Origin of the sequence: Serratia ureilytica (assembly GCF_017309605.1) — a bacterium.
GTDB classification, from domain to species: Bacteria; Pseudomonadota; Gammaproteobacteria; order Enterobacterales; family Enterobacteriaceae; genus Serratia; species Serratia ureilytica.
This window is the reverse complement of sequence record NZ_CP071320.1, coordinates 2,424,988-2,447,447: the sequence shown is the minus strand read 5'-3', so window position 1 is coordinate 2,447,447 and position 22,460 is coordinate 2,424,988. Positions and strand designations below refer to the sequence as shown.

Genomic DNA, 22,460 nt, shown 5'->3' with positions numbered 1-22,460 from the left:
CAATGTTTGACGATAGGCATTGTCATGCCTGTAACTCTTGAGTAAGCAATGAGCACATTACTGTCTGCACAATCTGTCGGTTACGACAACGCGTTCGGCGTCCTGCTGAGCGAGATTTCCTTCAGCCTGAAAAAAGGCGACCGCATCGGTTTGATCGGCGATAACGGCTGCGGCAAAAGCACCCTGCTGCAAATTCTCAGCGGCGACCTGCCTGCGCACACCGGAACGGTGACATTGTCACATCAATGTCTGATGGCGCGCATCGAGCAGCACCTGCCGCCGGAACTGCACGCCAGCACCCTGCTGGATGCGGTTCTGGCGCGGCTGCCTGCGGGCCAACACCTCAGCGAACGCTGGCGCTGCGAAGCGCTACTGGCCGAGCTGGGGTTTGAACCGGCGAGCTGGATGCTGACCGCCGGCACCCTCAGCGGCGGCCAGCATACGCGGCTGCTGTTGGCGCGCGCGCTGATCCGCCAGCCCGATCTGCTGCTGCTCGACGAACCCAGCAACCACCTGGACCTGCCCACGCTGCTGTGGCTGGAACAGTTCTTGCGTAACTGGACCGGCAGCTTCGTGCTGGTGTCGCACGATCGCTACCTGCTCGACCAGGTAACCAACTGCACCTGGATCCTGCGCGACAAAACGCTGCAGTTCTTCCGTTTGCCCTGCTCTGCGGCGCGCACCGCGCTGGCGGAACAGGACGCCGCGGACGAACAGCGGCGCCACGCCGAGCAAAAGGAAATCGACCGGGTGGAAAAAAGCGCCAAGCGCCTGGCGACCTGGGGCAAGGTCTACGACAACGAAGATCTGGCGCGCAAGGCCAAGCAAATGGAGAAGCGCGTCGATCGGTTGAAGGAAGAACAGACCACCCTGACCGCCGGCAGTCCATGGCGGCTGCGGCTGCAGGGAGAAGCGCTGGACGCCGATCGCCTGCTGGCGCTGCCGCACTGGGCGGTGCGCCCGGCGCCGGATGCGCCGGTGCTGTTCAGCCTGGAACATCTGCGCGTGAAAAGCGGCGATCGCATCGCCATCGTCGGGCGCAACGGCTGCGGAAAATCGTCGCTGTTGCGCCTGCTGTGGCGCGAGTATCAGCAACAAACGCAGCGCCCGGCGCTGTTCCATCCGCGCGTGCGTATCGGCTATTACGATCAGAGCCTGCAACAGCTGCGCGATGAAGACACGTTGAGCGAAGCGCTGGCGCAGTTTGCGCCGCTGACCGAGGAACAGCGGAAAATGGCGCTGATCGGCGCCGGGTTCCCTTACCTGCGCCACCATCAGCAGATCCGTTCGTTGAGCGGCGGCGAGCGTTCACGGCTGCTGTTTATCGGCCTGACGCTGGCCAACCATTCGTTGCTGCTGCTGGACGAGCCCACCAACCACCTGGATATGGCGGGCAAAGAGGAGCTGGCGGAAACGCTGCGTCAGTTCCCCGGCGCCGTCATGCTGGTCACCCACGATCGGATGCTGATCGAACAGAGCTGCAACCGCTTTTGGCTGATAGACCAACAAAAACTGGAGGAGTGGCACGATCTGGCGCCGGTGTACCAGCGTCTGGCGGGCGAAACGCCGGCGCTGCCGACGGCGCACGAGGCCAACGCAGACGCCCCGACGCCAAATCCGCAGTTGGAAGGCGAAGAGGCGTTGCTGACCGCCCTGTTTGCCCTCGAAAGCAAACTGGAGGCCGACCTGGCGCGTAAACCGAAGCATCAAAAACCGGAGCTTCAGGCGCGCTGGCGCCGCGAGATTGCCGACATCACCGCCCGGTTGCATCTGGGCTAACCTTGACAGGCCGCCATCCGGCGGCCTGTCAGGCTATTGACAAAGAGGGGAAAAAGCGTGGTTTTTCCCCTCTTTGTGGTGAACAGTCGAAAATCAATAAATTGATTTTCCTTGTTTTTTATTCGGTGCTCTCTGCCAACCCGGCAAGGGTATAAGGTTTGTCATCAATCTCACAGGCCGCCCGGCGGCCTGTTTTTTCCTCTTTGCAAAACCGTGTGCCGCCGGCGGCTTGAGGCGCGACACGCAGCGCTTTTGTTATCCGCAGCGCTGAGCGACACATTACTTTCATCATTCTCTGGCAGGCTACTGCCATTCCTTTTTTTCGTTATCAGGCACTCCATGACGTCACTCTCTCCACGGGACATCGAGGCGCGCTACCGCTTCGCGCGTGAGATCGCCCGCGCCGCCGCCGATCTCGCCTTCAGCTTTTACCAACGCCGGCAAAGCCTGGCCGTCGAGTTTAAACAGGGCCTGCAGGACGTGGTCAGCGAGGCCGACCGCCGCGTCGAGGCGCTGATCCGCCGCATGATTAACCGGCGGTTTCCCCTGGATGGGTTTCTCGGCGAAGAGAGCGGCGGCACCAACGATAGCGCGGCCTGCCTTTGGGTCGTCGATCCGATCGATGGCACCGCCTGCTTCCTGAACGGGCTGCATACCTGGTGTATCGCGATAAGCGTGGTGATCGACGGTGAGCCGACGATCGGCGTGGTTTACGATCCTAATCACCGCGAGATGTTCCGCGCCTGCCGCGGCCAAGGCGCTTTCCTCAACGGGGAACCGATCGGCGTGCATGCCGGGCGCAGCGTCGCGGAGGGCGTGATGGGCGTCGGGATATCACCTCGCGCCTCGGCGGCGGAATTCAGCGGTTTTCTCTGTCGCCTGCTGCAAGCGGGCGGCATGTTCGTGCGCAGCGGCTCCGGCGCGTTGATGACCGCCCAGGTGGCCGCCGGTCGGCTGCTGGGCTATTACGAACCGCACATGAATGCCTGGGACAGCCTGCCTGGGCTGGTGCTGACGCGCGAAGCCGGCGGCGTGGCGAATGACTTTATGCACCACAACGGGCTGCGACGCGGCAACCCGCTGCTGCTGGCCAACGCGGCGCTCTATCCGCAATTGGCCGAGCTGATTCAAACGCCGGGCTTGATCGGCTCGACGTGCCCTATCGCGCGTGAGATGGCCGGATAAAGTGCGCGCAGCCGCCGCTCGACCCGATCGACCGCATCGTGCGCGGCGGCGATGGTTACCGCCGGCGACACCCGGCAGTGGAAGTTGACGATGATGCCACCGTCGGTTCTGCGCGCCCGGATGTTGTGCACGTCTTGCACCTTATCCCCCTGCTCCAGCGCCGACTGCAAAATCAGCCGGATATCGGCCAGCTCGGCGGCGGAAACATCCTCGCTGGCCAGCCAGTGCGGCGTCTGCGGCTCCAGATGGGTCTCTATCTCGGTGTCCTCGCCGATCGCCTGACGCAGGATCCCTTCTATCTCCGTGGCAATATCATGCGCCTGCGCCACGCTGGCGTTGGCCGGCACCGCCAGATCCATGCCGATCGCCATGTGCGTCGGCAACTGCTGCAAGGTGACGTTCTGCACCTGCGCGCCGTGATTGGCGGCGATCGCCCGAATGCGCGTCGCCATGTCTTCGTCGCTGCGGGTCTGCGGCACCGCGATGACGGTAAACTCCGCCTTGGCATACTGCTGCCGCAGCCGTTCGACGATTTCTCGCTTCAACGCATCGATGCGCTCCAGCGGCAAGGTGCGGCACACCGCCACCGTGATCTCGACAAACAGTACGGCGCCGGCGTTGCGAATACGCACGCTGTCGCAGGCCAGCACCGCCGGGAAGCTGTCCAGCGTGGCGCGAATCGCCTCGGTGGCCCCGGCGGGCGCGGCATCCATCAGCGAGTCGAAGGAACGTTTACCCAGTTTGATTGCCGCGACAAAGATAAAACCGGCGACGATCAGCGCGGCGATGGCGTCCGCACGGCCAAAGCCCAGCAGCACAAACACCATGCCCAGCAGCACCACGCCGGACGAAAGCATGTCGGAGAAGAAATGCAGCGCATCCGCCTCCAGCGCCGCGCTGTCGGTCGCCTTGGCGACGCGGCTGAGCGCCCGCACGCGGAAAAAATCGACGCAGATGGAAATCAGCAGCACCGCGATCACCACCGGCGCCGCGACTATCTCATGCGGTTGTCCGAGCAGGCTGCTGCCCGCCTCGTAGACGATCCAACCGGCGGCGCCGAGCAACAGCAACACCTCGAACAGCGCCGCCAGGTTTTCCACCTTGCCGTGGCCGAAGTGGTGATCGTCATCGGCGGGTTTATCGCTGATGCGCACCGCCAGCCAGGTGATGCTGGTGGCGATAAAATCGGTGAAAGAGTGGATCCCTTCGGATATCAGGCCAATACTGCCGGTAAAAATGCCGGCGACGAATTTGCCCGTGGCCAGCAACCCGCTGGCGATCATCGAGTTTCTGGCCACGGCCTGTTTTTCATTTTGCATTATGCTGCTCACATTCGGACGGTGATTTATTTTTTTACTTTAGAGGATAATTGCCAGACAAAGGCGATCAGCAGCATACTGCCAGAGAAAGTCAGCATGAGGCTAGTAAGAAAATTGGATTTTCCGGTGGAATAAAAATAAATCTCATTCACCCCCACCGAAATCATTAAAATGGCATAGAGCAATCCCAGAATAAGAATCGTCATTATTATCAACTCCCGTATCAGGCCGCGCGTTCAGCGCGCCGCTAAATCCTCCCCATAATAAATAGCGGTTACGGGGAGGATGCATCTAGGCGGATCTTTAGCGTTCATCAATCATCCCATTTGGTGCTCATATAGGCCGCCAACAGGCCCAGTGAGCTGATCATTGCCAGGAATCCCATAAAAATAGTCATGTTTCCCATTGTTTTGTCCTCAGGTTAAATGTTATCGATAAAATCCCCTTGCGTTAAATATCGGGGTTGGTCGGTGTCCATGGTTTTTTAACGTCCTCCTCTTTTTTTCAACATTCCCGCGCTTTCAAGCGCGGGACCCGTTTAAATTCCCAGGACGTGCTGGGCAATTTTGAAATAGATAATCAGGCCGGTGCCGTCGATAAAGGTGGCGATAAACGGCGCCGACACCACCGCCGGATCGATACCGAGCCGTTTCAGCAGCATCGGGATGATCGACGAAACAATGGCGCTCCATACGGTGATCGCCACCAGCGACAGGCTGACCACCAGCGTCACCTCCATGCCGACGCCCATGATCCAGGCGCGCACCCAGGCCGCCAGACCAATGGTGACGGCGATCAGCAGCGAGGTCGTGACCTCTTTGCGGATCACCGCGCCCAGATTGCGCAGGCTGACCTCGCCCAGCGCCATGGCGCGCACCAGCGTCGAGGTGATCTGGGTGCCGCTGTTGCCGCCGGTGCCGATCAGCAGCGGGATGAAGAACGCCAGCGCAATCGCCGCTTCGAGCTGATCTTCAAACGCTTTCAGCACGTTGCCGGTGTAAGCTTCGGCCACGAACAGCATCAGCAGCCACACCGAGCGTTTGCGCCACAGCGCCCACGGGCTGGTCTCCAGATAAGGCTTGTCCAGCGGCAGGCTCGCGCCCTGACGCTGCGCGTCTTCGGTGTTTTCATCTTCGACCAGCCGAGCGATCTCGCGCTCGCCCAGCACGCCGACCAGCGTGTTGTTCGCCACGACCGGCACCACGTCCAAACCGCCTTTGCCCAGCAAATGCGCCACGTCGTTGCGATCGTCGTCGGGTGAAACCTGGAAATAGCTGTAATCCATCATTACGCCGACCGCTTTATCCTGTTCTTCGCACTGCAGCAGTTTTTTCACCGACAGCGTGCCGCGCAAATGATAATCGTCTGCGGTAATAAAGACCCGGGTGGGAATTTCGTCCGTTTTTAGCTGTGAAAGTAAATATTCCCGGGCATGCGTGACCGTCATCGTCGCGGGAACGGTAATAAAATCGGCGTTCATATAACCGGCGACCGAAGTTTCATCGAGAGTTTCAGTCGCGCGCAGCGCCGGAGAAGAAGAGTATTGATGTGACTTGATCATTTTGTCAGTCCCTATTTCTGTTGTGAACTTCAACAGCGAATCGCATAGGGGCGTAACCACAGAGGGAGTGCAGACTGCCTATCTCCGCGTCCAGGTTTTAGCACTATACAACGTATCCGAATTGTTGCTCGGAAGTTACTTTGGGCTGAACCTTAATCCGATAAAGCCTGTCTTAACCTTGGGCATCTCTCGATGTCGTCAGATCAGTAACCTGTGTTTGTATAGGAGCCTCGCCAAACGAGATACTGCATATAAACTACCGGCGCAGTATAGGCGTTGTTTTATCCGGCGGGAAGAAAAGATTGCCCGTCGTTTATGGAGTATTTAGGATATTTTTATTAAACGCGAATCTATAAAAACGGCTGATATAAATCAGCCGTTTTTTATTTATCAGTGCGCGAGAATGTAGACGTTTTTATCGTATAGGGCGCCCTGCCGGGTGAAGTCGATCCCCTTGACGTAGGGTTTGATGAGCGTGGCGTTGGCTTCGTAGTACACCGGCGCGACCGGCGTATCGACGGCCAGCACCGCCTCGGCCTGCTGGAAATACTGCTGCACCTGCTGCGGTGTCGGCGCCGCCGTCGCCTGATGCAGAATGCGATCGTATTCCGGGTTGCGGTATTTGGGGCTGTTCTCACTGCTGTCGGCGCGGAACACATTCAGGAAGGTAGAAGGATCGTCGTAATCCGCCAGCCAGCGGGTAAAGGCTACGCTGTACTGGCCGCGGTTGATATTATCCAGCGTCACTTTGCGCTCCTGGCTTTGCAAGCCGGCCTCCACCCCGAGGTTCTTTTTCCACATGGCGGCGGCGGCGATGACGATCTTCTTGATGGTGGCGTCATTGCTGTACAACACGGTAAAGCGCAGCGGATGCTCGGCGTTGAAACCGGCCTCCGCCAACAACTTTTTCGCCTGGGCGTGGCGTTGTTCCGGCGTCAAACCGGCCGCGGCGCCGGCCTGCAGGCGATAGCCGCCCGCCCCCGTTGGAGTAAAGGTCCAGGCCGGCTGCTGGCCGTATCCCAGCACCTTGCCGGCGATAATCTCTTTGTCCAGCGCCAGGTTCAGCGCCTGGCGCACCCGCACGTCGTTAAACGGCGTCTGGCGGTTGTTGAAGGCGAAATAGCTGGTGGAGAGCAGCGGATAGGTCACCAACTGTTGATCCCCGAGCGTTTTTTTCAGCTGCTGATACAGTTCCGGCGGCGTGGTATAGCCCAATTCCACCTCGCCGGCGCGAAAACGCGCCACTTCCGGGAAGCCCTGTATCGGCAAGAACGTCACCTTGTTGAGCACGGTGTTGGCGTTGTCCCAATATTGCGGGTTACGTTCCACCACCACCTTTTCGTTCACCACCCACTGGCTGAGGCGGAACGCGCCATTGCCGACAAAATGCGCCGGTTGAGTCCAGTTCTTGCCGTACTGCTCCACCACCTTGCGGTTAACCGGCAAGACCGGGAAATGCACCAGCTGCTTGAGCAGGTAGGAGTTGGGCTCCGACAGCGTCACCTGCAGGGTGTGCGCGTCCAGCGCCTTAACGCCCAGCTCGCTCGGCGGTTTGCTGCCGGCGTTGATCGCCGCCGCATTAAGCACATAGGCCGAGGCCAGATAGCTGCCGTAAGGCGACGCGGTTTTCGGATCGGTAAGGCGCCGCCAGCTGTAAACGAAATCGTCGGCGGTCACCGGATCGCCGTTCGACCATTTGGCCTGCGGCCGCAGATGGAAAGTCCAGACGTTGCCCTGGTGCTCCCATTTCTGCGCCAGCGCCGGGATCGCTTCGCCGTCTTTCCCGACGCGCAGCAGACCTTCGAACAGATCGTTGAAGATGTAGAACTCCACATTGCTCTCGGCCAGGTTCGGATCCAGCGTCGCCGGTTCATACCCGTTGGCGCGCACCAATTCCTGTACCGGCGCCAGTTTAGCGCCCGCCGGTACGTCGGCAGCCTGAGCTGCCGTCGCGTTAAAAGCCAGGAGGATTAAACCAGCCAATTTCTTGCCATTAAATGAATATTTCACGTCGATATCCCTGATTAGTGTTTTATCGCGTTCAATATGCAATGTGGCAGTGGAATAAATTAAATCATTAATCGCTATGAGTCATAACCAAAAGCGGTGTTGAATTTCTTTCATTATCAAAGGAATATCCCTCACCGCGCTTCCCGCTTTCAACACAATGCGCGTTGCCGTCCCCTACTTGATGTTCACGGTCGTGATACCAAACAGCGGCAGGCCTTTAACCGGTTCTGGGCCGGGCTCCCCCCACACCATTAATGATTTACCGCTCGCTTGCGCCTGGATCGCCAGATTCACCAGCAATTTCGGATAGGGTTCATTAGCCGCTACCGATAACGGAAATACGTTTTCGTATAGTCCTCCATCGATCGCCATCTCCACATGCACGCAATCATTAGCTACATCGATAACCACGATCGGATTGGTATAAAACGGTCCATTAGACATAGACACCTCTCTCACTATTTTTTGGTGAATATAATTCTTAATTCGCGTTGGCGGCCCGTGTTATTAATGCCTGTGCGAAACGCTGAAGAACGACATGAAAAGACTGAAGAAAAAGATCGCCAGTGGATAACAAGTCGTCAATATTTAAACAGGTTAATAACCATTACAGATTCGACAAAGAACTGATATAAGTCAAATGCAAACCCGCGTTTACCCGTTACCTCAATGAATATATTAAGAATATTCACAAAAAAAGATAACTACAGTTTAACTTCATAAAAATCAATTAATTAAAAAACACCCTCACTTACCCTATATTAATTAATCGGTTACGAAAAAGGTTAAAATCAAAATAATGGACATGCCAAATAAGTTGCTTTTCAATGTAAAAATAACTGTAGGAAACCCACTTGATATCTCCGTGACACCTAACTACCTTTAAATGGCTTCGAGACTAACACGAGGCCGCCGTTGGTTATCAAACCAATAACTGGCGAATGATTTAATAAGAAATAATTACCAGAAGACAAATCCAGATATATAAACGCGTGCCGAAAGGATAGGATGTAACGGTTTGGTTGCCATACCGTTCTTCTGCCGACGGCAATAACTATTTCCATTCAGATGCAATTACCTGTCTGGTGGCTAACCGGATTCAGCGTGATATGCATTTCAGACTAACTCAGCAAAAATCATAGGGGTTTACATATGCCTTCACTGCAAGATATTACGCCTGAACAGGCTAACGCATTGAATAAACAATCACGTGACGCTTATAACGCGGAAGTGCAGAGCCGTCAGGCGCTGCTCAACCAACATCCGCAATTGAAACCGGCGTTCAACCAGCAAGTGCATCCGCAATCCTTGTGTGGATGCGGGTGCCAACAAAATATCTGCGGCTACTTCAGCTTCCAGGGCTGTGGCTGTGGGTGTGGCTGCGCGCCACATGCGGAGACCGTGCAAATTTCCGCGCAGCCTGCCAATATTGGTCCCAATGCCCCATCAAACGGTACATCGGTGCGTTTTGTCGGCCAGGCCACCGGCACTGGCTCAGACGGTAACATCAACATCCCGACGATTTATTTGCAAGGCACCGTACCCGATGCCGAAAATCTGATCGGCGTTCCGTTAACCCTACAATTGGCCATCAACCCCGGTTCGATCGTCCTGACGCTGCTGGAGAATGGCCGGGTGCTGGCCTCTTTGGTTCATCCGCCGCAGTGGGCGAGCAGCATCAACGGGCAGTTCTTCGGCGTTGGCAACGGTGAGTTTGTGCTGGCGTGACAAGAAGCAAGCCTGACGGGCGGCTGCCTGCGATGGCAGGTGGCCGCTCACTGTGAGGTAACGCGCCCCAATTCTATTCAGACAATCAATACAGATTATTCCAGCCGAAACTTAACTTATCCTTAGGGCAATTCATTTTGTGAGCGATCGTCAAAAATAATTTAATACGAATCGTTTTCACTATCATTATTGATGTTCTTGGCTAAAATCGGCCTGCTTGCGCTTGCCAGGCGATATTCGTTTTCCTCATTCGAACGCTAAAAGGATAACTGCATGAAGCTGCGTATTTCATCTCTCGGCCCCGTCGCCCTGCTCGCCTCCTCGATGATGCTGGCCTTCGGCGCTCAGGCGGCCTCGGCCGATCAGGGCATCGTCATTTACAACGCCCAACATGAAAACCTGGTCAAATCCTGGGTCGACGGGTTTACCAAAGACACCGGCATCAAGGTCACGCTGCGCAACGGCGGCGACAGCGAGCTGGGCAATCAGCTGGTGCAGGAAGGCAGCGCCTCGCCTGCCGACGTGTTCCTGACGGAAAACTCCCCGGCGATGGTGTTGGTGGATAACGCCAAGCTGTTCGCCCCGCTGGACGCCGCGACGCTGGCCCAGGTGGAACCGCAGTATCGCCCAAGCCACGGCCGCTGGACCGGCATCGCCGCCCGCTCTACCGTGTTCGTCTACAACCCGGCCAAACTGACCGAAGCACAGCTGCCGAAGTCGCTGCTGGACCTGGCCAAGCCGGAATGGAAAGGCCGCTGGGCCGCCTCGCCGTCGGGCGCCGATTTCCAGGCGATCGTCAGCGCGCTGCTGGCGCTGAAAGGCGAGAAAGCGACGCTGGAGTGGCTGAAAGCGATGAAAACCAATTTCACCGCCTATAAGGGCAACAGCACGGTAATGAAAGCGGTCAATGCCGGCCAGGTCGACAGCGGCGTGATCTATCACTACTACCCGTTCGTGGATGGCGCTAAAACCGGCGAAAACAGCAACAACATCAAGCTGTACTACTTCAAACATCAGGATCCGGGCGCGTTCGTCAGCATCTCCGGCGGCGGCGTGCTGGCTTCCAGCAAGCATCAGCAGCAGGCGCAGGCGTTCATCAAGTGGATCACCGGCAAACAGGGCCAGGAGATCCTGCGCACCAACAATGCCTTCGAATACGCCGTCGGCGTCGGTGCGGCCTCCAACCCGAAACTGGTGCCACTGAAAGATCTGGACGCGCCGAAGGTAGACGCCGCGCAGTTGAACAGTAAGAAAGTTGTCGAACTGATGACCGAGGCCGGCCTGCTGTAAGGCCCGCCGGCAAACCGAGAGTTTTTGATCGTTATGTCAAACCTGAGTACCCACGCCGCGCAGACCGCGCGGCGTTATTCCACTATCCCTCGTCACCCGCGGCCGGGGCCGATCGTGGTGACCTGCGCCGTGTTGCTGTCGTTGCTGGCGCTGCTGCCGCTGGGATTCGTTATCGGCGTAGCGTTTGAAACCGGCTGGCAAACGGTCAAAGCTCTGGTTTTCCGCCCGCGCGTGGCGGAGCTGCTGTTGAATACCCTGCTGTTGGTGGTGCTGACGCTGCCGATCTGTGCCGTGCTGGGGGTGGCCCTGGCCTGGTTGACCGAACGCACCACGCTGCCGGGCCGCCGTCTCTGGGCGGTATTGGCGACCGCGCCGCTGGCGGTGCCGGCCTTTGTGCAAAGCTATGCCTGGATCAGTCTGGTGCCGTCGATGCACGGCCTGGGCGCCGGCGTTTTCATCTCGGTGCTCGCCTATTTTCCGTTTATCTACCTGCCGGCCGCCGCGGTCTTGCGCCGTCTGGATCCCGGTATCGAAGACGTCGCCACCTCGCTCGGCTCCCGGCCGCCGGCGGTGTTTTTCCGCGTGGTGTTGCCGCAGCTGAAGCTGGCGGTCTGGGGCGGTTCGCTGCTGATCGCGCTGCACCTGCTGGCGGAGTATGGCCTGTACGCCATGATCCGTTTCGATACCTTCACCACCGCCATCTTCGATCAGTTCCAGTCGACCTTCAACGGTCCGGCGGCCAACATGCTGGCCGGCGTATTGGTGCTGTGCTGCCTGGGGCTGCTGTTGCTTGAAGCGATAAGCCGCGGCCGCGCGCGCTATGCCCGCGTCGGCTCCGGCAGCGCCCGCAGCCAAACGCCGCGTCGCCTGTCAGCGCCGCTCGCCGCGCTGGCGCTGCTGCTGCCGATCGCGCCGACCGCGCTGGCGCTGGGCGTGCCTTTCATCACCCTGGTCCGCTGGCTGTGGCTGGGCGGCCTCGACGTATGGCGCAACGCCGATCTGTGGCCTGCGCTGTGGCAAACGCTGTCGCTGTCCGGCGTCGGCGCGTTGCTGATCACGCTGTGCGCCATTCCGATGGCCTGGCTGTCGGTACGCTATCCGGCCCGGCTGTACCGCGTGCTGGAAGGCTGTAACTACGTGACCAGCTCGCTGCCCGGCATCGTGGTGGCGCTGGCCCTGGTGACCATCACCATTCACAGCTTCCGGCCGATTTACCAAACCGAAATCACCCTGTTGCTGGCGTATTTGCTGATGTTTATGCCGCGGGCGCTGATCAACCTGCGCGCCGGCATCGCACAGGCGCCGGTGGAATTGGAAAACGTGGCGCGTAGCCTCGGCAAATCGCCGGCGCAGGCGCTGTGGAGCACCACGTTGCGGCTAGCGGCACCGGGCGCCGCCGCAGGCGCCGCGCTGGTGTTCCTGGCGATCGCCAATGAATTGACCGCCACGCTGCTGCTGGCGCCGAACGGCACCCGCACGCTGGCCACCGGTTTCTGGGCGCTGACCAGCGAAATAGACTATGTCGCCGCCGCGCCTTATGCGCTGATTATGGTGGCGCTGTCGCTGCCGCTCACCTGGCTTCTTTACTCTCAATCTAAACGTACGGCGGGACTATGAGCACGCTCGAACTGCACGGTATCGGAAAATCTTACAATGCCATCAGGGTGCTGGAACACATCGACCTGCAGGTTGCCGCCGGCAGCCGCACAGCGATCGTCGGCCCTTCCGGCTCCGGCAAAACCACCCTGCTGCGCATCATCGCCGGTTTTGAAATCCCCGACGGCGGACAAATTCTGCTGCAGGGGCAAGCGATGGGCAACGGCGGCGGCTGGGTGCCGGCGCACCTGCGCGGCATCGGCTTCGTCCCGCAGGATGGCGCGCTGTTCCCGCACTTTACCGTCGCCGGCAACATCGGTTTTGGCCTCAAAGGCAGCAAGCGCGAGAAACAGCGTCGCATCGAGGCGCTGATGGAGATGGTGGCGCTGGATCGTCGCCTGGCCGCCCTGTGGCCGCACGAGCTGTCCGGCGGACAGCAACAGCGGGTCGCATTGGCGCGCGCCTTGTCGCAGCAACCGCGGCTGATGTTACTGGATGAGCCGTTCTCGGCACTGGATACCGGCCTGCGCGCCGCCACCCGCAAAGCGGTGGCCGAACTGCTGACGGAGGCCAAAGTCGCGTCGATCCTGGTCACCCACGATCAGAGCGAGGCGCTGTCGTTCGCCGATCAGGTGGCGGTCATGCGCAACGGTCGGCTGGCGCAGGTGGGCGCGCCGCAGGATCTTTATCTACGCCCGGTCGATGAACCGACCGCCAGTTTCCTTGGCGAAACGCTGGTGCTGACCGCCGAGCTGGCGCACGGCTGGGCCGACTGCGCATTGGGGCGCATCGCCGTCGACGATCGCCAACGCAGCGGCTCGGCGCGCATCATGCTGCGTCCGGAGCAGATTCAAATCGGTTTGTCCGATCCGGCGCAGCGCGGCCAGGCGGTGATCACCGGCATCGATTTCGCCGGCTTCGTCTCCACCCTCAATCTGCAAATGGCCGCCGACGGCGCGCAGCTCGAGATCAAAACCGTCAGCCGCGAAGGCCTGCGGCCCGGGGCGCAGGTCAGTCTCAACGTGATGGGGCAAGCGCATATTTTCACCGGCTGAAAGTGTGGGGAGCGACCCTTGACGTTCCCCTCACCACCGCGCATTATCAATGGCATGAATCGCATCGCGCACGCCCTCACCACCACCACCACCGCAACCGCCACGCAATGGCGGGCTGCACGGGTGCGCAACAGCTAACGACGTATCCCCAAGCCCCGCCAGCCATGGCCGGGGTTTTTTATTTCTCCGTGCCCGCCGGCAATTTCATTACGGAGAAGACCTATGCCAACTATCCCCGCACCGCGCAGCGCCCTGCTGGTTATCGACATGCAAGTCGGCCTGTTCGCCTCGCCGGACCATCCCCCGTTCGCCGCCGAAACCCTTCTGGCGAAGACCCATGCGTTGATACGCGCCGCACGCGTGGCGAATGCGCTCGTGGTGTTTATTCGCCACACCGGCCCGGCAGGTTCACCTATCGCCGCAAACAGTCCACTGTGGCAAGTTCACCCCGATCTCGACACCGATGCGCAAGCCGACTGGTTCATCGATAAAACCCATCCCAGCTGTTTTTACCGGACTGGCCTGGCGGAGCGGCTTAAGCAAGCCGGCATCGGTCGGTTGGTGATTTCGGGAATGAAAACGCAATACTGCGTAGACACCGCGTGTCGGCGCGGCGCGGAGTTGGGATTTGACCTGGTGTTGGCCGCCGATGCCCATAGCTGTTCGGACACGGCGGCGCTCGGCGCCGACGCCATTATCCGTCACCATAACCAGACCCTGTCGGGGCCGTTCGTGACGCTGGCGCTGGCGGAAGAGGTGAAATTCTAAAACACGCGCGACTTGGCTGCCAGGCCGGGCCAACGCCCGGCCTCCTCAGCGGCAAACCTTGTCGCGGCGCGGCTTTTTCGGCGCCAGCAGATACTCCACCACGCTTTCGTCGACGCAGCTGTCGATGCCGTTCAGCGCCAACGTATGTCCGTCGCGTTCGCGGGTGATCAGCGGGCTTTTAAAGGCCGAGGCCATCACCTGGGCATTGCGGTACGGCGTGGTTGGATCGTAGCGCTGGGCGACGAACAGCAGCGGCGGCAGCGCGGCGGACGCCACCGGCATGTGCGGCCGATCTTTGCCGCGGTACGGCCACAGGTCGCACATTTCCAGCGGATACTCGTGCAGCGGCAGATAGTGGGCATATAAAGCGGCGGTATTGATCTCCTGCCGCTGCCTGCGCAACAGCTGCGGATCGGCCGTTGGGTTGGCGACGTCGGCGCAGGTGATGACGTTCAGGGCATCATCGGCATCCGGAGAATAGCTTTCGTCGATCAGATCGGAAACCTGTTGCCCGGCGATGCCGGCATCGAGCTGGCGCAGTACGGTGGCCAGTTCATGCCAGCGCTCCGGCCACAACAGCAGCGAACGCGTCACCGTCAGCACATCGTCGGCGGAGATCTCATAGCCCGCCGCAGTGACGAACGGCTGCTCATGCAGCTTGCGCAGCAAAGCGTGATAACGCTGAAGCGCCTGATTGGCGCCGCCGCCAAGCTGGCAGCTGTCGGTTTTTCCGCAATAGGCGGCGAAACGCAGGAAACTTTGCTGGAAGCCTCGCTCCTGATTCATGCGCTGGGTGAAATCGTCCTCCGCCAGATCCACCACCCCGTCCAGCACCAGCGCGCGCGTTTTCTTCGGAAAACGTTCGGCATACAGCGCCGCCACCTTGGTGCCGTAAGAGTACGCCACCGCCGTCAGCCCCGGTTCGCCCAGCGCATGGCGGATCGCGTTCAGATCGTTGACCGCCTCGTCGGTGCCGATGTGTTGCAGCACGTCCGCGCCGGTCTGTTTGATGCAGGCGGCGATCAGGGTGCGCGTCTGGTTCTCCGCGCCGGCCACGTCGTTGTCGTCCGGTTCAGGGAGTTCGTCACCTTCGGCCACCTGGCAGGAAATTTTTGGCGTCGATTGACCGACGCCGCGCGGATCGTAACCGATGATGTCGTAGGATTTACGCAGTTTGGCGACGTGGGCGTCGTTGCCGAGATAAGGATTGATCCCCGGCAGGCCCGGCCCGCCGCTGATCACCACGACGCTGCCCTTTTTCGGCCCGGTGGCGGGCAGCAGGGTCAGCGCCAGACGCACGGTCGGTTCCCCCGCCTGCGCCGAATGGGCGGGAGGCGTAGCGTAAACCAACGGCACGTCGAGGTAGCCGCAGCGCAGCCCCGCCTGCGGCGCTTCATCGAACCAACGCTGAAAGCCGCTGTTGAGACAAGATTGCCAACGAACGCCGTTCTCGGGCGCCGCGCCGTGAGCCGCAGGTTTGGCCTGGGCGGGCAACGCGGCGGCGGTCGCGGCGAGCAGCGCCAGAATACGCAGTACTGACATGGGGAGTCCTTTCAACTCAACGAATCGGTCAAAGGGTAACGATACTCGGTTAAACCGCTAGCCAATAGAACATAAAAAAATGCGCGGGTGAAGCCGACGTCGTGCGTATGGAAAGACTTTTCTTTGCTCGGATTGATCTTATAACGCACAGAATGCTGCAAAAAACGCCGTTCACCTGCTAGGCTTAGAGTTCGTTAACCCACAAGGAACAGGAGAGCAGCATGTTTGGTAAAGCGGAAGACAAAGCCAATGAAGCCGCAGGCGCGGTAGAAGAAGCGTTCGGTAAAGCCGTCGATTCGCCGGAGCATCAGGTGCGCGGCGCGGCGCGCAAGTACGCCTCCCAGGCCAGCTATGCCGCCCGTGACGCAGCGGACAGCGTAAGAACGCAGGTGGAAGCCAACCCGCTGGCCGGCGTAGCCGTTGCGGCGGCAGTCGGCATCGTTTTCGGCTTCCTGCTGGGACGCAAATAAGCGGCGAATGCGCCCTACGACAATAGGCCCGTTACGGGCCTTTTTTTTCGCCCTTTTCTGCGCCGGCGCCGTTGTGCGTGCAAACTTTCATCTATCACAACCATCGCTTAAAAAAACCAACGCCTTCAACTACGATTAGTTTGTGACCAGAGCAAGGCTCTGCGATCCGGCGGATAACCCTATGAGGATTATCATCATTATCCATGCTGTTTAAGCCGCTCTCTTTCACGCGGCTAAGAAAGGTTGATTATGGCTCGCACCACCCCTATCGAACGTTACCGCAATATCGGCATCTCCGCGCATATCGATGCCGGCAAGACCACCACCACCGAGCGGATTCTGTTTTACACCGGGGTCAGCCACAAGCTGGGCGAAGTGCATGACGGCGCGGCGACCATGGACTGGATGGCGCAGGAACAAGAGCGCGGCATCACCATCACCTCGGCGGCCACTACCTGCTTCTGGAACGGCATGCAGCATAATTATCCGCAGCACCGCATCAATATCATCGACACCCCCGGGCACGTCGATTTCACCATTGAAGTGGAGCGCTCGATGCGCGTGCTGGACGGCGCCGTCATGGTCTATGACTCGGTGGGCGGCGTCCAGCCGCAGTCGGAAACCGTCTGGCGCCAGGCCAACAAATACAAAGTGCCGCGGCTGGCGTTCGTCAACAAGATGGACCGCATCGGCGCGGACTTTTTCCGCGTGCGCAAAATGATGATCGAACGCCTCAAAGCCAACCCGGTGCCGATCGTTATTCCTATCGGCGCCGAAGACCGCTTCAGCGGCGTGGTGGATCTGGTGCGGATGAAAGCCATTCTGTGGGACGAAGCATCGCAGGGCATGAACTTCAGTTTCGAAGAGATCCCGGCCGACCTGCGCGAATCGGCGCAGGAGTGGCGTGAAAACATGATTGAAGCGGCCGCCGAAGCGTCGGAAGAACTGATGGAGAAATACCTCAATCAGGTGCCGCTGAGCGAAGAGGAGATCGTTCACGGGCTGCGGGTGCGCACCGTCGCCGGCGAAATCCAACCGATGCTGTGCGGATCGGCGTTCCGCAACAAAGGCGTGCAGCGCATGCTGGACGCGGTGATCGAGCTGATGCCCTCGCCGCTCGACGTGCCGCCGATGGAGGGCCACGGCGAACACGATGAAATCATCACTCGCAAAGCCGACGACAACGAAAAATTCTCGGCGCTGGCGTTTAAGCTGATGACCGACCCGTTCGTCGGCCAACTCACCTTCGTGCGCGTCTATTCCGGGGTGCTGGCCAAAGGCAGCAGCGTTTATAACCCAATCAAGGGCAAAAAGGAGCGTATCGGCCGCATCGTGCAGATGCACGCCAACGATCGTAAGGACATCGACGAACTGCACGCCGGCGACATTGCCGCCTGCGTCGGCCTGAAGGACGTCACCACCGGCGATACGCTGTGCGATCCCGGCGCCATCATTACGCTGGAGCGCATGACCTTCCCCGAACCGGTGATCGCCCAGGCGATCGAGCCGAAGACCAAGGGCGACCAGGAGAAAATGGGCATCGCGCTGCAGCGGCTCTCTTCGGAAGATCCGTCGTTCCGCGTGCGCACCGATGAAGAATCCGGCCAAACCATTATCTACGGCATGGGCGAGCTGCACCTGGAGATTATCGTCGATCGCATGCGCCGCGAGTTCGGGGTGGAGACCACCACCGGCAAACCGCAGGTGTCTTACCGCGAAACCATCCGCAAACGGGTGGCCGACGTGGAAGGCAAGTTCGTGCGCCAATCCGGCGGTAAAGGGCAATACGGCCACGTGGTGCTGACCGTCGAGCCGAACGAACCCGGCAAAGGCTTCGAGTTCTTCGATGAGATCAAGGGCGGCGTCATTCCCGGCGAGTTTATCCCGGCGGTGAAAAAAGGCGTGCTCGAGGCGCTGAATAACGGCGTGCTGGCCGGTTATCAGGTGGTGGACGTCAAGGTGCACCTGACCTTCGGTTCTTACCATGACGTCGACTCGTCGGAACAGGCGTTCCGCATGGCGGCGATCTTCGGCTTCAAGGACGCCTGCCGCCTGGCGGATCCGGTGATCCTCGAGCCGATCATGTCGGTGGAAGTAGAAACGCCGGAGGATTATGCCGGCAACGTGATGGGCGATCTCTCCTCACGCCGCGGTCTGGTGCAGGGTATGGAAGATATCCCGGGCGGCGGCGGCAAGGAAATTCGCGCCAAGGTGCCGCTGTCCGAGATGTTCGGCTACTCGACCACCCTGCGTTCGATGTCGCAGGGCCGCGCCACCTACACCATGGAATTCAGCCACTACGCCGAAGCGCCGCGCAACGTGGCCGAAGAGATCATTCACCACAGCAAGCGTTAACCCTCACGCCCGCCGCCACGGCGGGCGTCACCTCGGCTTGTCCTCCAGCGCCACCACCACTGGCTGCGGTTTGATGCGCATGGCGTACACCACGCCGGCCATCAGACAGACGATGCCCGCCAGCGTCAGCAGCGGCGGCCAGGCCTGGCGCAACAGAAAGGTATACGCCAACCCCGCCAGAATTTCGAACACGATGAGCGGCCCCACCAACACCGTCGGCAGCCGCTGGCTGGCTTCGTTCCAGCACAGCGCCCCCAGCCAGGAGCAGAACACGCCGATGATCAGCATCAGAGGGATAAACACCTCAGGGCGCGGGCCGAACGGCAAGGCGAACGCCGGCTCGCTCAGCGCCAACTGACCGCAGACCGCCAGATAGCCCAGCAGCGCCAGCGGCAGCGTCACCAGCCCTTGGGCCGTGGCCCAGGTGGCCGGACGCTGCGTCGGATTCTCCCGCAGCCAGCGTGAATTGCGCAGCGGGAACCAGGTCCAGCACGCCACCGCCAACACGGCCAGCCCAAGACCGCTGAGATAGCGCCAGCCGTCGATCGGCACCGCATTGCCGCGCAGCTCGGCGACGTTCACACACGCCAATCCACAGACGATCAACAGCAGTGCGGGCGCCAGTTTGCCCCAGGCCAGGCGCCCGTCGTGCCGGCCGTAAAACAGATTGGCGCAAATGGCGATCACGACCGGCAAGGTGCCAATGATCATGGTCGACACCGGCGCACCGGTGCGCTGAATGGCGCTGGCCAGGCACAGGTAGTACAGCAGATTGCCGATAGCCGTCAGCTTGAGCGCTTCCCACCAATCCTGGCGCTGCAGCTTACGCAGGCGGCGACGATCGAACCACGCCAGCGGCAAGGCGATCAGCCCGAAGGCCAGATAGCGCCCGGTGGACTGCAGCGCGGCGGGATAGTCCGGTACCAGCAACGGACCGACGAAAATCAATCCCCACATCAGCCCGGCGGCCAGGGCAAACACAACGCCAATGAACATAACAACTCCGACAAACGGCCGGTGCGGCCAACCCGCCCGACAAGACAGCGGCAGAGTAACGAAAACGCGGGGAGGAATTATTGTAGCAGGTTGCTGTTTTAGCCCAATTTCACCTGTTTCTGGAAACGCACTGGCGTGACGCCGTAACGGTTGGCGAAGGCGCGCGTCAGGTGCGCCTGATCGGTCAGCCCCGCCGCCGCCGCCACCTGTGCGGCGGGCATGCCGCGCTCCAGCATGCGTTTGGCCTGCGACAGCCGGATCGCCATCAGCATCTGCTGCGGCGAGACGTGATATTCGGCCTTGAACTTGCGCAGGAAATGGTACGGGCTGAGCGACACCAGCTCGGCCAGTTGGTGGAGCGTTATGGCCTCGGCGAAGTTATCGTGCAGGTAGCTTTTCACCACCTCGAAACGGTGCGCCGCCTCGGCTTTCTCCCGGCGCCCTGTGCGGATGTGCGGTTGCAGCAACGCCACCGCTTCCAACAGCAGGCCGTCGAGCGTAAGCGGATCGTCGGTTTGCCACAGCGCGGCGAGAATGGCGGACAGGCGCTGCGCCGCCCGCGGATCGTGGCGCACCGCATCGGTAAACCACTGGCTCCGATCGCCGGACAGCTGCTCCAGCGCCTCGGGCGCCAGATAGAGCATGCGGTAACACCAGCCGCCCGGCGTTTCGGCTTCGCCGGTATGCAGCTCGTCAGGATTCATCAGCACCAGCGCGCCCGGCGCCGCCAGGTGCTGCGCCCCGCGATAGCGGAAGCGCTCCGCCCCGGTGTCCACGGTGCCGATGGCGAAGGCGTCGTGGGTATGCGGCTCGAAGGCATAGCGTTCGATATGCGCCTGATAGAGTTCGACGCCGGGCAGATGCGACAAATGCCGGAACTGCGCGCTGTCCTTCTCGAACGGAAACTGTTGTGGAACCCCTTGCACTCGACCTCCTCATCCGTGCTGACAATCTGCTCAGCATAGCCAAAACATCGCCGGTTGAGTAGCCGCCCTGGTCCTTTCGTGCCCCTCGCCTGGACGATCGGCGCCATTCGGCGTAGGGTTAAGGTCCCTGTCCCTTTCAGACGGGCCGCATCGCGAAGCTCATCGGCCCCTGACACTCCGCAAACAAGAGGCAACAATGTATCCGGATACTCAACTGTATATCGATGGACAATGGCGCAGCGCGCTGGCCGGAAAAACCCTGCCGGTCTCCAACCCCGCTACCGACGAGATCATCGGTCAAGTGGCGCACGCCGCCGCAGAGGATCTCGATCTGGCGCTGGCCGCCACCGAACGCGGGTTTAACGTTTGGCGAAACACCGCCGCACACCAGCGCGCCAACCTGATGCGCAAAGCCGCTGCGCTGCTGCGCGAACGCGCCGACGCCGTCGCCGCCATCATGACGCAGGAACAGGGTAAGCCGGTGGCGCAGGCCAAAATCGAAATTCTCAACGCCGCCGACGTGATCGAGTGGTTCGCCGGCGAAGCCACCCGCACCTACGGGCAGATTATTCCGTCCCGCGCTCGCGACGTGCAGCAGCAAACCCTGAAACTGCCGGTCGGCCCGGTGGCCGCCTTCACGCCGTGGAACTTCCCGATCAACCAGATCGTGCGCAAGCTGTCCGCCGCGCTGGCGGCGGGTTGTTCAATCATCGTCAAAGGCCCGGAAGAAACGCCGGCCTCACCGGCTGAGCTGATCAAAGCCTTCGCCGACGCCGGCATTCCGGCCGGGGTGATCGCGCTGGTGTACGGCACCCCGGCGGAAATCTCGGAATACCTGATCCCGCATCCGACCATTCGCAAGATCTCCTTCACCGGCTCCACCCGCGTGGGCAAACATCTGGCTGCGCTGGCCGGCCAGCATATGAAAAAGGCCACCATGGAGCTGGGCGGCCACGCGCCGGTGCTGATCTTCGACGACGCCGATCTCGACGCGGCGGCCAAAGAGCTGGCGCAATCCAAGTTCCGCAACGCCGGCCAGGTCTGTATCGCCCCGACCCGCTTCCTGATCCAGCAAGGCGTTTATGAAGCCTTCGTGGAGAAATTCACCGCCGCGGTGCGTGAACTCAAGCTCGGCAACGGGCTGGAAGACGGCGTGACGATGGGGCCGATGGTGCTGGGCCGCAGCGTCGACAATATCGAGGCGCTGGTGCAAGACGCTATCGCCCACGGGGCGAAGGCCAGCACCGGCGGCAAACGCGTGGCGGGCAAAGGCAACTTCTTCGAGCCGACGGTGCTGCGTGACGTGCCGCTGAGCGCGCGCGCCATGTCGGAAGAGCCGTTTGGCCCGGTCGCCCTGCTGCGCCCGTTCGCCACCTACGACGAGGCGATCGCCGAAGCCAATCGCCTGCCGTACGGGCTGGCCGCCTACGCTTACAGCCGCAACATCGCCACCGTCAATGCGCTGGGGCGCGACGTGGAGAGCGGCATGCTGAGCATCAACCACATCGGTTTCGGCCTGCCGGAAACGCCGTTTGGCGGCGTGAAGGACTCCGGCCACGGCACCGAAGGCGGCAGCGAAGCGATCGAATCCTACCTGGAAACGCGCTTTGTCACCGTCGCCGGCCGTTAATCGCACGTCGGATGAATAGCCAGAAGCCCCGCAATGCGGGTAATCCTGGTTAGTTCGCGTTTTTCTGAACGTATTTGTGCAGTTTTCGGTCGATAAAGGTGAGATGCGCCATGAAGCTCATACGCTTCGACCGAGCCAGGGGCCGAAGGCGCGGCCCCTGGCAACCCGCGCCTTTGCCCTATCAGACGGTTGGCTTTGCCAACTTCCCTCTCTCCGCCATACCGCATTGAGGCCGGTTGCGACAGGCGTC

General features: G+C 60.5%; 19 protein-coding genes and 1 riboswitch. Of the genes, 10 read left to right on the top strand and 9 right to left on the bottom strand.

Annotated features, from left to right (window positions below):
- Positions 1–48: 48 nt before the first annotated feature.
- Together J0X03_RS11390 and J0X03_RS11385 are read left to right on the top strand one after the other, a co-directional pair.
- Positions 49–1,779 (top strand): ABC-F family ATP-binding cassette domain-containing protein, encoded by a 1,731-nt coding sequence (locus tag J0X03_RS11390; RefSeq protein ID WP_160204319.1) that lies wholly within the window; start codon positions 49–51, stop codon positions 1,777–1,779.
- 339 nt (positions 1,780–2,118) lie between these two features.
- The gene (locus J0X03_RS11385; protein ID WP_116286823.1) at positions 2,119–2,964 is read left to right on the top strand and encodes an inositol monophosphatase family protein; all 846 of its coding nucleotides are present in this window, start codon (positions 2,119–2,121) and stop codon (positions 2,962–2,964) included.
- On the opposite strand, the gene J0X03_RS11380 is transcribed toward J0X03_RS11385, so the two are convergent.
- The 6 genes from J0X03_RS11380 to J0X03_RS11355 all read right to left on the bottom strand — a co-directional run bounded on the left by J0X03_RS11380 (position 2,907) and on the right by J0X03_RS11355 (position 8,298).
- Positions 2,907–4,283: a cation diffusion facilitator family transporter gene (locus J0X03_RS11380; RefSeq protein WP_160204320.1), complete on the bottom strand. Its 1,377-nt coding sequence runs from the start codon at positions 4,281–4,283 to the stop codon at positions 2,907–2,909. The two genes, J0X03_RS11385 and J0X03_RS11380, sit on opposite strands and share 58 nt — an antisense overlap.
- A 26-nt stretch (positions 4,284–4,309) precedes the next feature.
- A complete protein-coding gene (locus J0X03_RS11375; RefSeq protein WP_004938106.1) occupies positions 4,310–4,489 on the bottom strand; it encodes a hypothetical protein in 180 nt (59 codons plus the stop codon).
- A gap of 107 nt (positions 4,490–4,596) precedes the next feature.
- Complete coding sequence (gene mgtS / locus J0X03_RS24335) at positions 4,597–4,653, bottom strand: protein MgtS (RefSeq protein ID WP_374930557.1); 57 nt, start codon at positions 4,651–4,653, stop codon at positions 4,597–4,599.
- Between the two features lie 168 nt (positions 4,654–4,821).
- Positions 4,822–5,844: a magnesium transporter gene (locus J0X03_RS11365; protein WP_033643160.1), complete on the bottom strand. Its 1,023-nt coding sequence runs from the start codon at positions 5,842–5,844 to the stop codon at positions 4,822–4,824.
- Positions 5,845–5,919: 75 nt separating this feature from the next.
- Positions 5,920–6,093: riboswitch (M-box (ykoK) riboswitch) on the bottom strand.
- A 141-nt stretch (positions 6,094–6,234) separates the two neighbouring features.
- Positions 6,235–7,854, bottom strand: a complete 1,620-nt coding sequence (locus J0X03_RS11360) for an ABC transporter substrate-binding protein (RefSeq protein WP_142002463.1) — start codon at positions 7,852–7,854, stop codon at positions 6,235–6,237.
- A gap of 174 nt (positions 7,855–8,028) precedes the next feature.
- Positions 8,029–8,298 carry a hypothetical protein gene (locus J0X03_RS11355; protein ID WP_033643162.1) on the bottom strand — a complete coding sequence of 90 codons (270 nt, stop codon included), beginning with the start codon at positions 8,296–8,298 and terminating at the stop codon, positions 8,029–8,031.
- A 708-nt stretch (positions 8,299–9,006) separates the two neighbouring features.
- Between J0X03_RS11355 and J0X03_RS11350 the strand changes: the two genes are divergently transcribed.
- The 5 genes from J0X03_RS11350 to J0X03_RS11330 all read left to right on the top strand — a co-directional run bounded on the left by J0X03_RS11350 (position 9,007) and on the right by J0X03_RS11330 (position 14,291).
- Positions 9,007–9,582, top strand: a complete 576-nt coding sequence (locus tag J0X03_RS11350; RefSeq protein ID WP_033643163.1) for a hypothetical protein — start codon at positions 9,007–9,009, stop codon at positions 9,580–9,582.
- A gap of 273 nt (positions 9,583–9,855) precedes the next feature.
- The gene (locus tag J0X03_RS11345; RefSeq protein ID WP_060418774.1) at positions 9,856–10,872 is read left to right on the top strand and encodes an iron ABC transporter substrate-binding protein; all 1,017 of its coding nucleotides are present in this window, start codon (positions 9,856–9,858) and stop codon (positions 10,870–10,872) included.
- A 33-nt stretch (positions 10,873–10,905) separates the two neighbouring features.
- Positions 10,906–12,489 (top strand): ABC transporter permease, encoded by a 1,584-nt coding sequence (locus tag J0X03_RS11340; RefSeq protein WP_160204322.1) that lies wholly within the window; start codon positions 10,906–10,908, stop codon positions 12,487–12,489.
- Positions 12,486–13,523: an ABC transporter ATP-binding protein gene (locus J0X03_RS11335; protein ID WP_047575113.1), complete on the top strand. Its 1,038-nt coding sequence runs from the start codon at positions 12,486–12,488 to the stop codon at positions 13,521–13,523. The genes J0X03_RS11340 and J0X03_RS11335 overlap by 4 nt, the downstream gene beginning before the upstream one ends.
- 222 nt (positions 13,524–13,745) lie before the next feature.
- On the top strand, positions 13,746–14,291 hold the full coding sequence (locus J0X03_RS11330; RefSeq protein ID WP_033643168.1) for a cysteine hydrolase family protein: 546 nt from the start codon (positions 13,746–13,748) through the stop codon (positions 14,289–14,291).
- Positions 14,292–14,336: 45 nt separating this feature from the next.
- On the opposite strand, the gene J0X03_RS11325 is transcribed toward J0X03_RS11330, so the two are convergent.
- Complete coding sequence (locus J0X03_RS11325) at positions 14,337–15,833, bottom strand: alpha/beta hydrolase (protein WP_033643169.1); 1,497 nt, start codon at positions 15,831–15,833, stop codon at positions 14,337–14,339.
- Between the two features lie 221 nt (positions 15,834–16,054).
- On the opposite strand from J0X03_RS11325, the gene J0X03_RS11320 reads away from it, so the two are divergent.
- Both J0X03_RS11320 and fusA read left to right on the top strand, forming a co-directional pair.
- The gene (locus J0X03_RS11320) at positions 16,055–16,303 is read left to right on the top strand and encodes a glycine zipper domain-containing protein (RefSeq protein WP_004938127.1); all 249 of its coding nucleotides are present in this window, start codon (positions 16,055–16,057) and stop codon (positions 16,301–16,303) included.
- Between the two features lie 249 nt (positions 16,304–16,552).
- Complete coding sequence (gene fusA / locus J0X03_RS11315; protein ID WP_033643170.1) at positions 16,553–18,658, top strand: elongation factor G; 2,106 nt, start codon at positions 16,553–16,555, stop codon at positions 18,656–18,658.
- Between the two features lie 27 nt (positions 18,659–18,685).
- Here fusA and J0X03_RS11310 read toward each other — a convergent pair whose 3' ends face one another.
- Together J0X03_RS11310 and J0X03_RS11305 are read right to left on the bottom strand one after the other, a co-directional pair.
- A complete protein-coding gene (locus J0X03_RS11310) occupies positions 18,686–19,654 on the bottom strand; it encodes a DMT family transporter (RefSeq protein WP_033650330.1) in 969 nt (322 codons plus the stop codon).
- Between the two features lie 98 nt (positions 19,655–19,752).
- The gene (locus J0X03_RS11305) at positions 19,753–20,580 is read right to left on the bottom strand and encodes an AraC family transcriptional regulator (protein WP_047575105.1); all 828 of its coding nucleotides are present in this window, start codon (positions 20,578–20,580) and stop codon (positions 19,753–19,755) included.
- 196 nt (positions 20,581–20,776) lie between these two features.
- Between J0X03_RS11305 and J0X03_RS11300 the strand changes: the two genes are divergently transcribed.
- Positions 20,777–22,210 carry an NAD-dependent succinate-semialdehyde dehydrogenase gene (locus tag J0X03_RS11300; protein WP_033643173.1) on the top strand — a complete coding sequence of 478 codons (1,434 nt, stop codon included), beginning with the start codon at positions 20,777–20,779 and terminating at the stop codon, positions 22,208–22,210.
- Positions 22,211–22,460: the final 250 nt, after the last annotated feature.

Coding starts and splice junctions, on each gene's coding strand:
- J0X03_RS11390 (WP_160204319.1), top strand. CDS start 49: ATGAGCACATTACTGTCTGCACAATCTGTCGGTTACGACAACGCGTTC.
- J0X03_RS11385 (WP_116286823.1), top strand. CDS start 2,119: ATGACGTCACTCTCTCCACGGGACATCGAGGCGCGCTACCGCTTCGCG.
- J0X03_RS11380 (WP_160204320.1), bottom strand. CDS start 4,283: ATGCAAAATGAAAAACAGGCCGTGGCCAGAAACTCGATGATCGCCAGC.
- J0X03_RS11375 (WP_004938106.1), bottom strand. CDS start 4,489: ATGACGATTCTTATTCTGGGATTGCTCTATGCCATTTTAATGATTTCG.
- J0X03_RS11365 (WP_033643160.1), bottom strand. CDS start 5,844: ATGATCAAGTCACATCAATACTCTTCTTCTCCGGCGCTGCGCGCGACT.
- J0X03_RS11355 (WP_033643162.1), bottom strand. CDS start 8,298: ATGTCTAATGGACCGTTTTATACCAATCCGATCGTGGTTATCGATGTA.
- J0X03_RS11350 (WP_033643163.1), top strand. CDS start 9,007: ATGCCTTCACTGCAAGATATTACGCCTGAACAGGCTAACGCATTGAAT.
- J0X03_RS11345 (WP_060418774.1), top strand. CDS start 9,856: ATGAAGCTGCGTATTTCATCTCTCGGCCCCGTCGCCCTGCTCGCCTCC.
- J0X03_RS11340 (WP_160204322.1), top strand. CDS start 10,906: ATGTCAAACCTGAGTACCCACGCCGCGCAGACCGCGCGGCGTTATTCC.
- J0X03_RS11335 (WP_047575113.1), top strand. CDS start 12,486: ATGAGCACGCTCGAACTGCACGGTATCGGAAAATCTTACAATGCCATC.
- J0X03_RS11330 (WP_033643168.1), top strand. CDS start 13,746: ATGCCAACTATCCCCGCACCGCGCAGCGCCCTGCTGGTTATCGACATG.
- J0X03_RS11325 (WP_033643169.1), bottom strand. CDS start 15,833: ATGTCAGTACTGCGTATTCTGGCGCTGCTCGCCGCGACCGCCGCCGCG.
- J0X03_RS11320 (WP_004938127.1), top strand. CDS start 16,055: ATGTTTGGTAAAGCGGAAGACAAAGCCAATGAAGCCGCAGGCGCGGTA.
- fusA (WP_033643170.1), top strand. CDS start 16,553: ATGGCTCGCACCACCCCTATCGAACGTTACCGCAATATCGGCATCTCC.
- J0X03_RS11310 (WP_033650330.1), bottom strand. CDS start 19,654: ATGTTCATTGGCGTTGTGTTTGCCCTGGCCGCCGGGCTGATGTGGGGA.
- J0X03_RS11300 (WP_033643173.1), top strand. CDS start 20,777: ATGTATCCGGATACTCAACTGTATATCGATGGACAATGGCGCAGCGCG.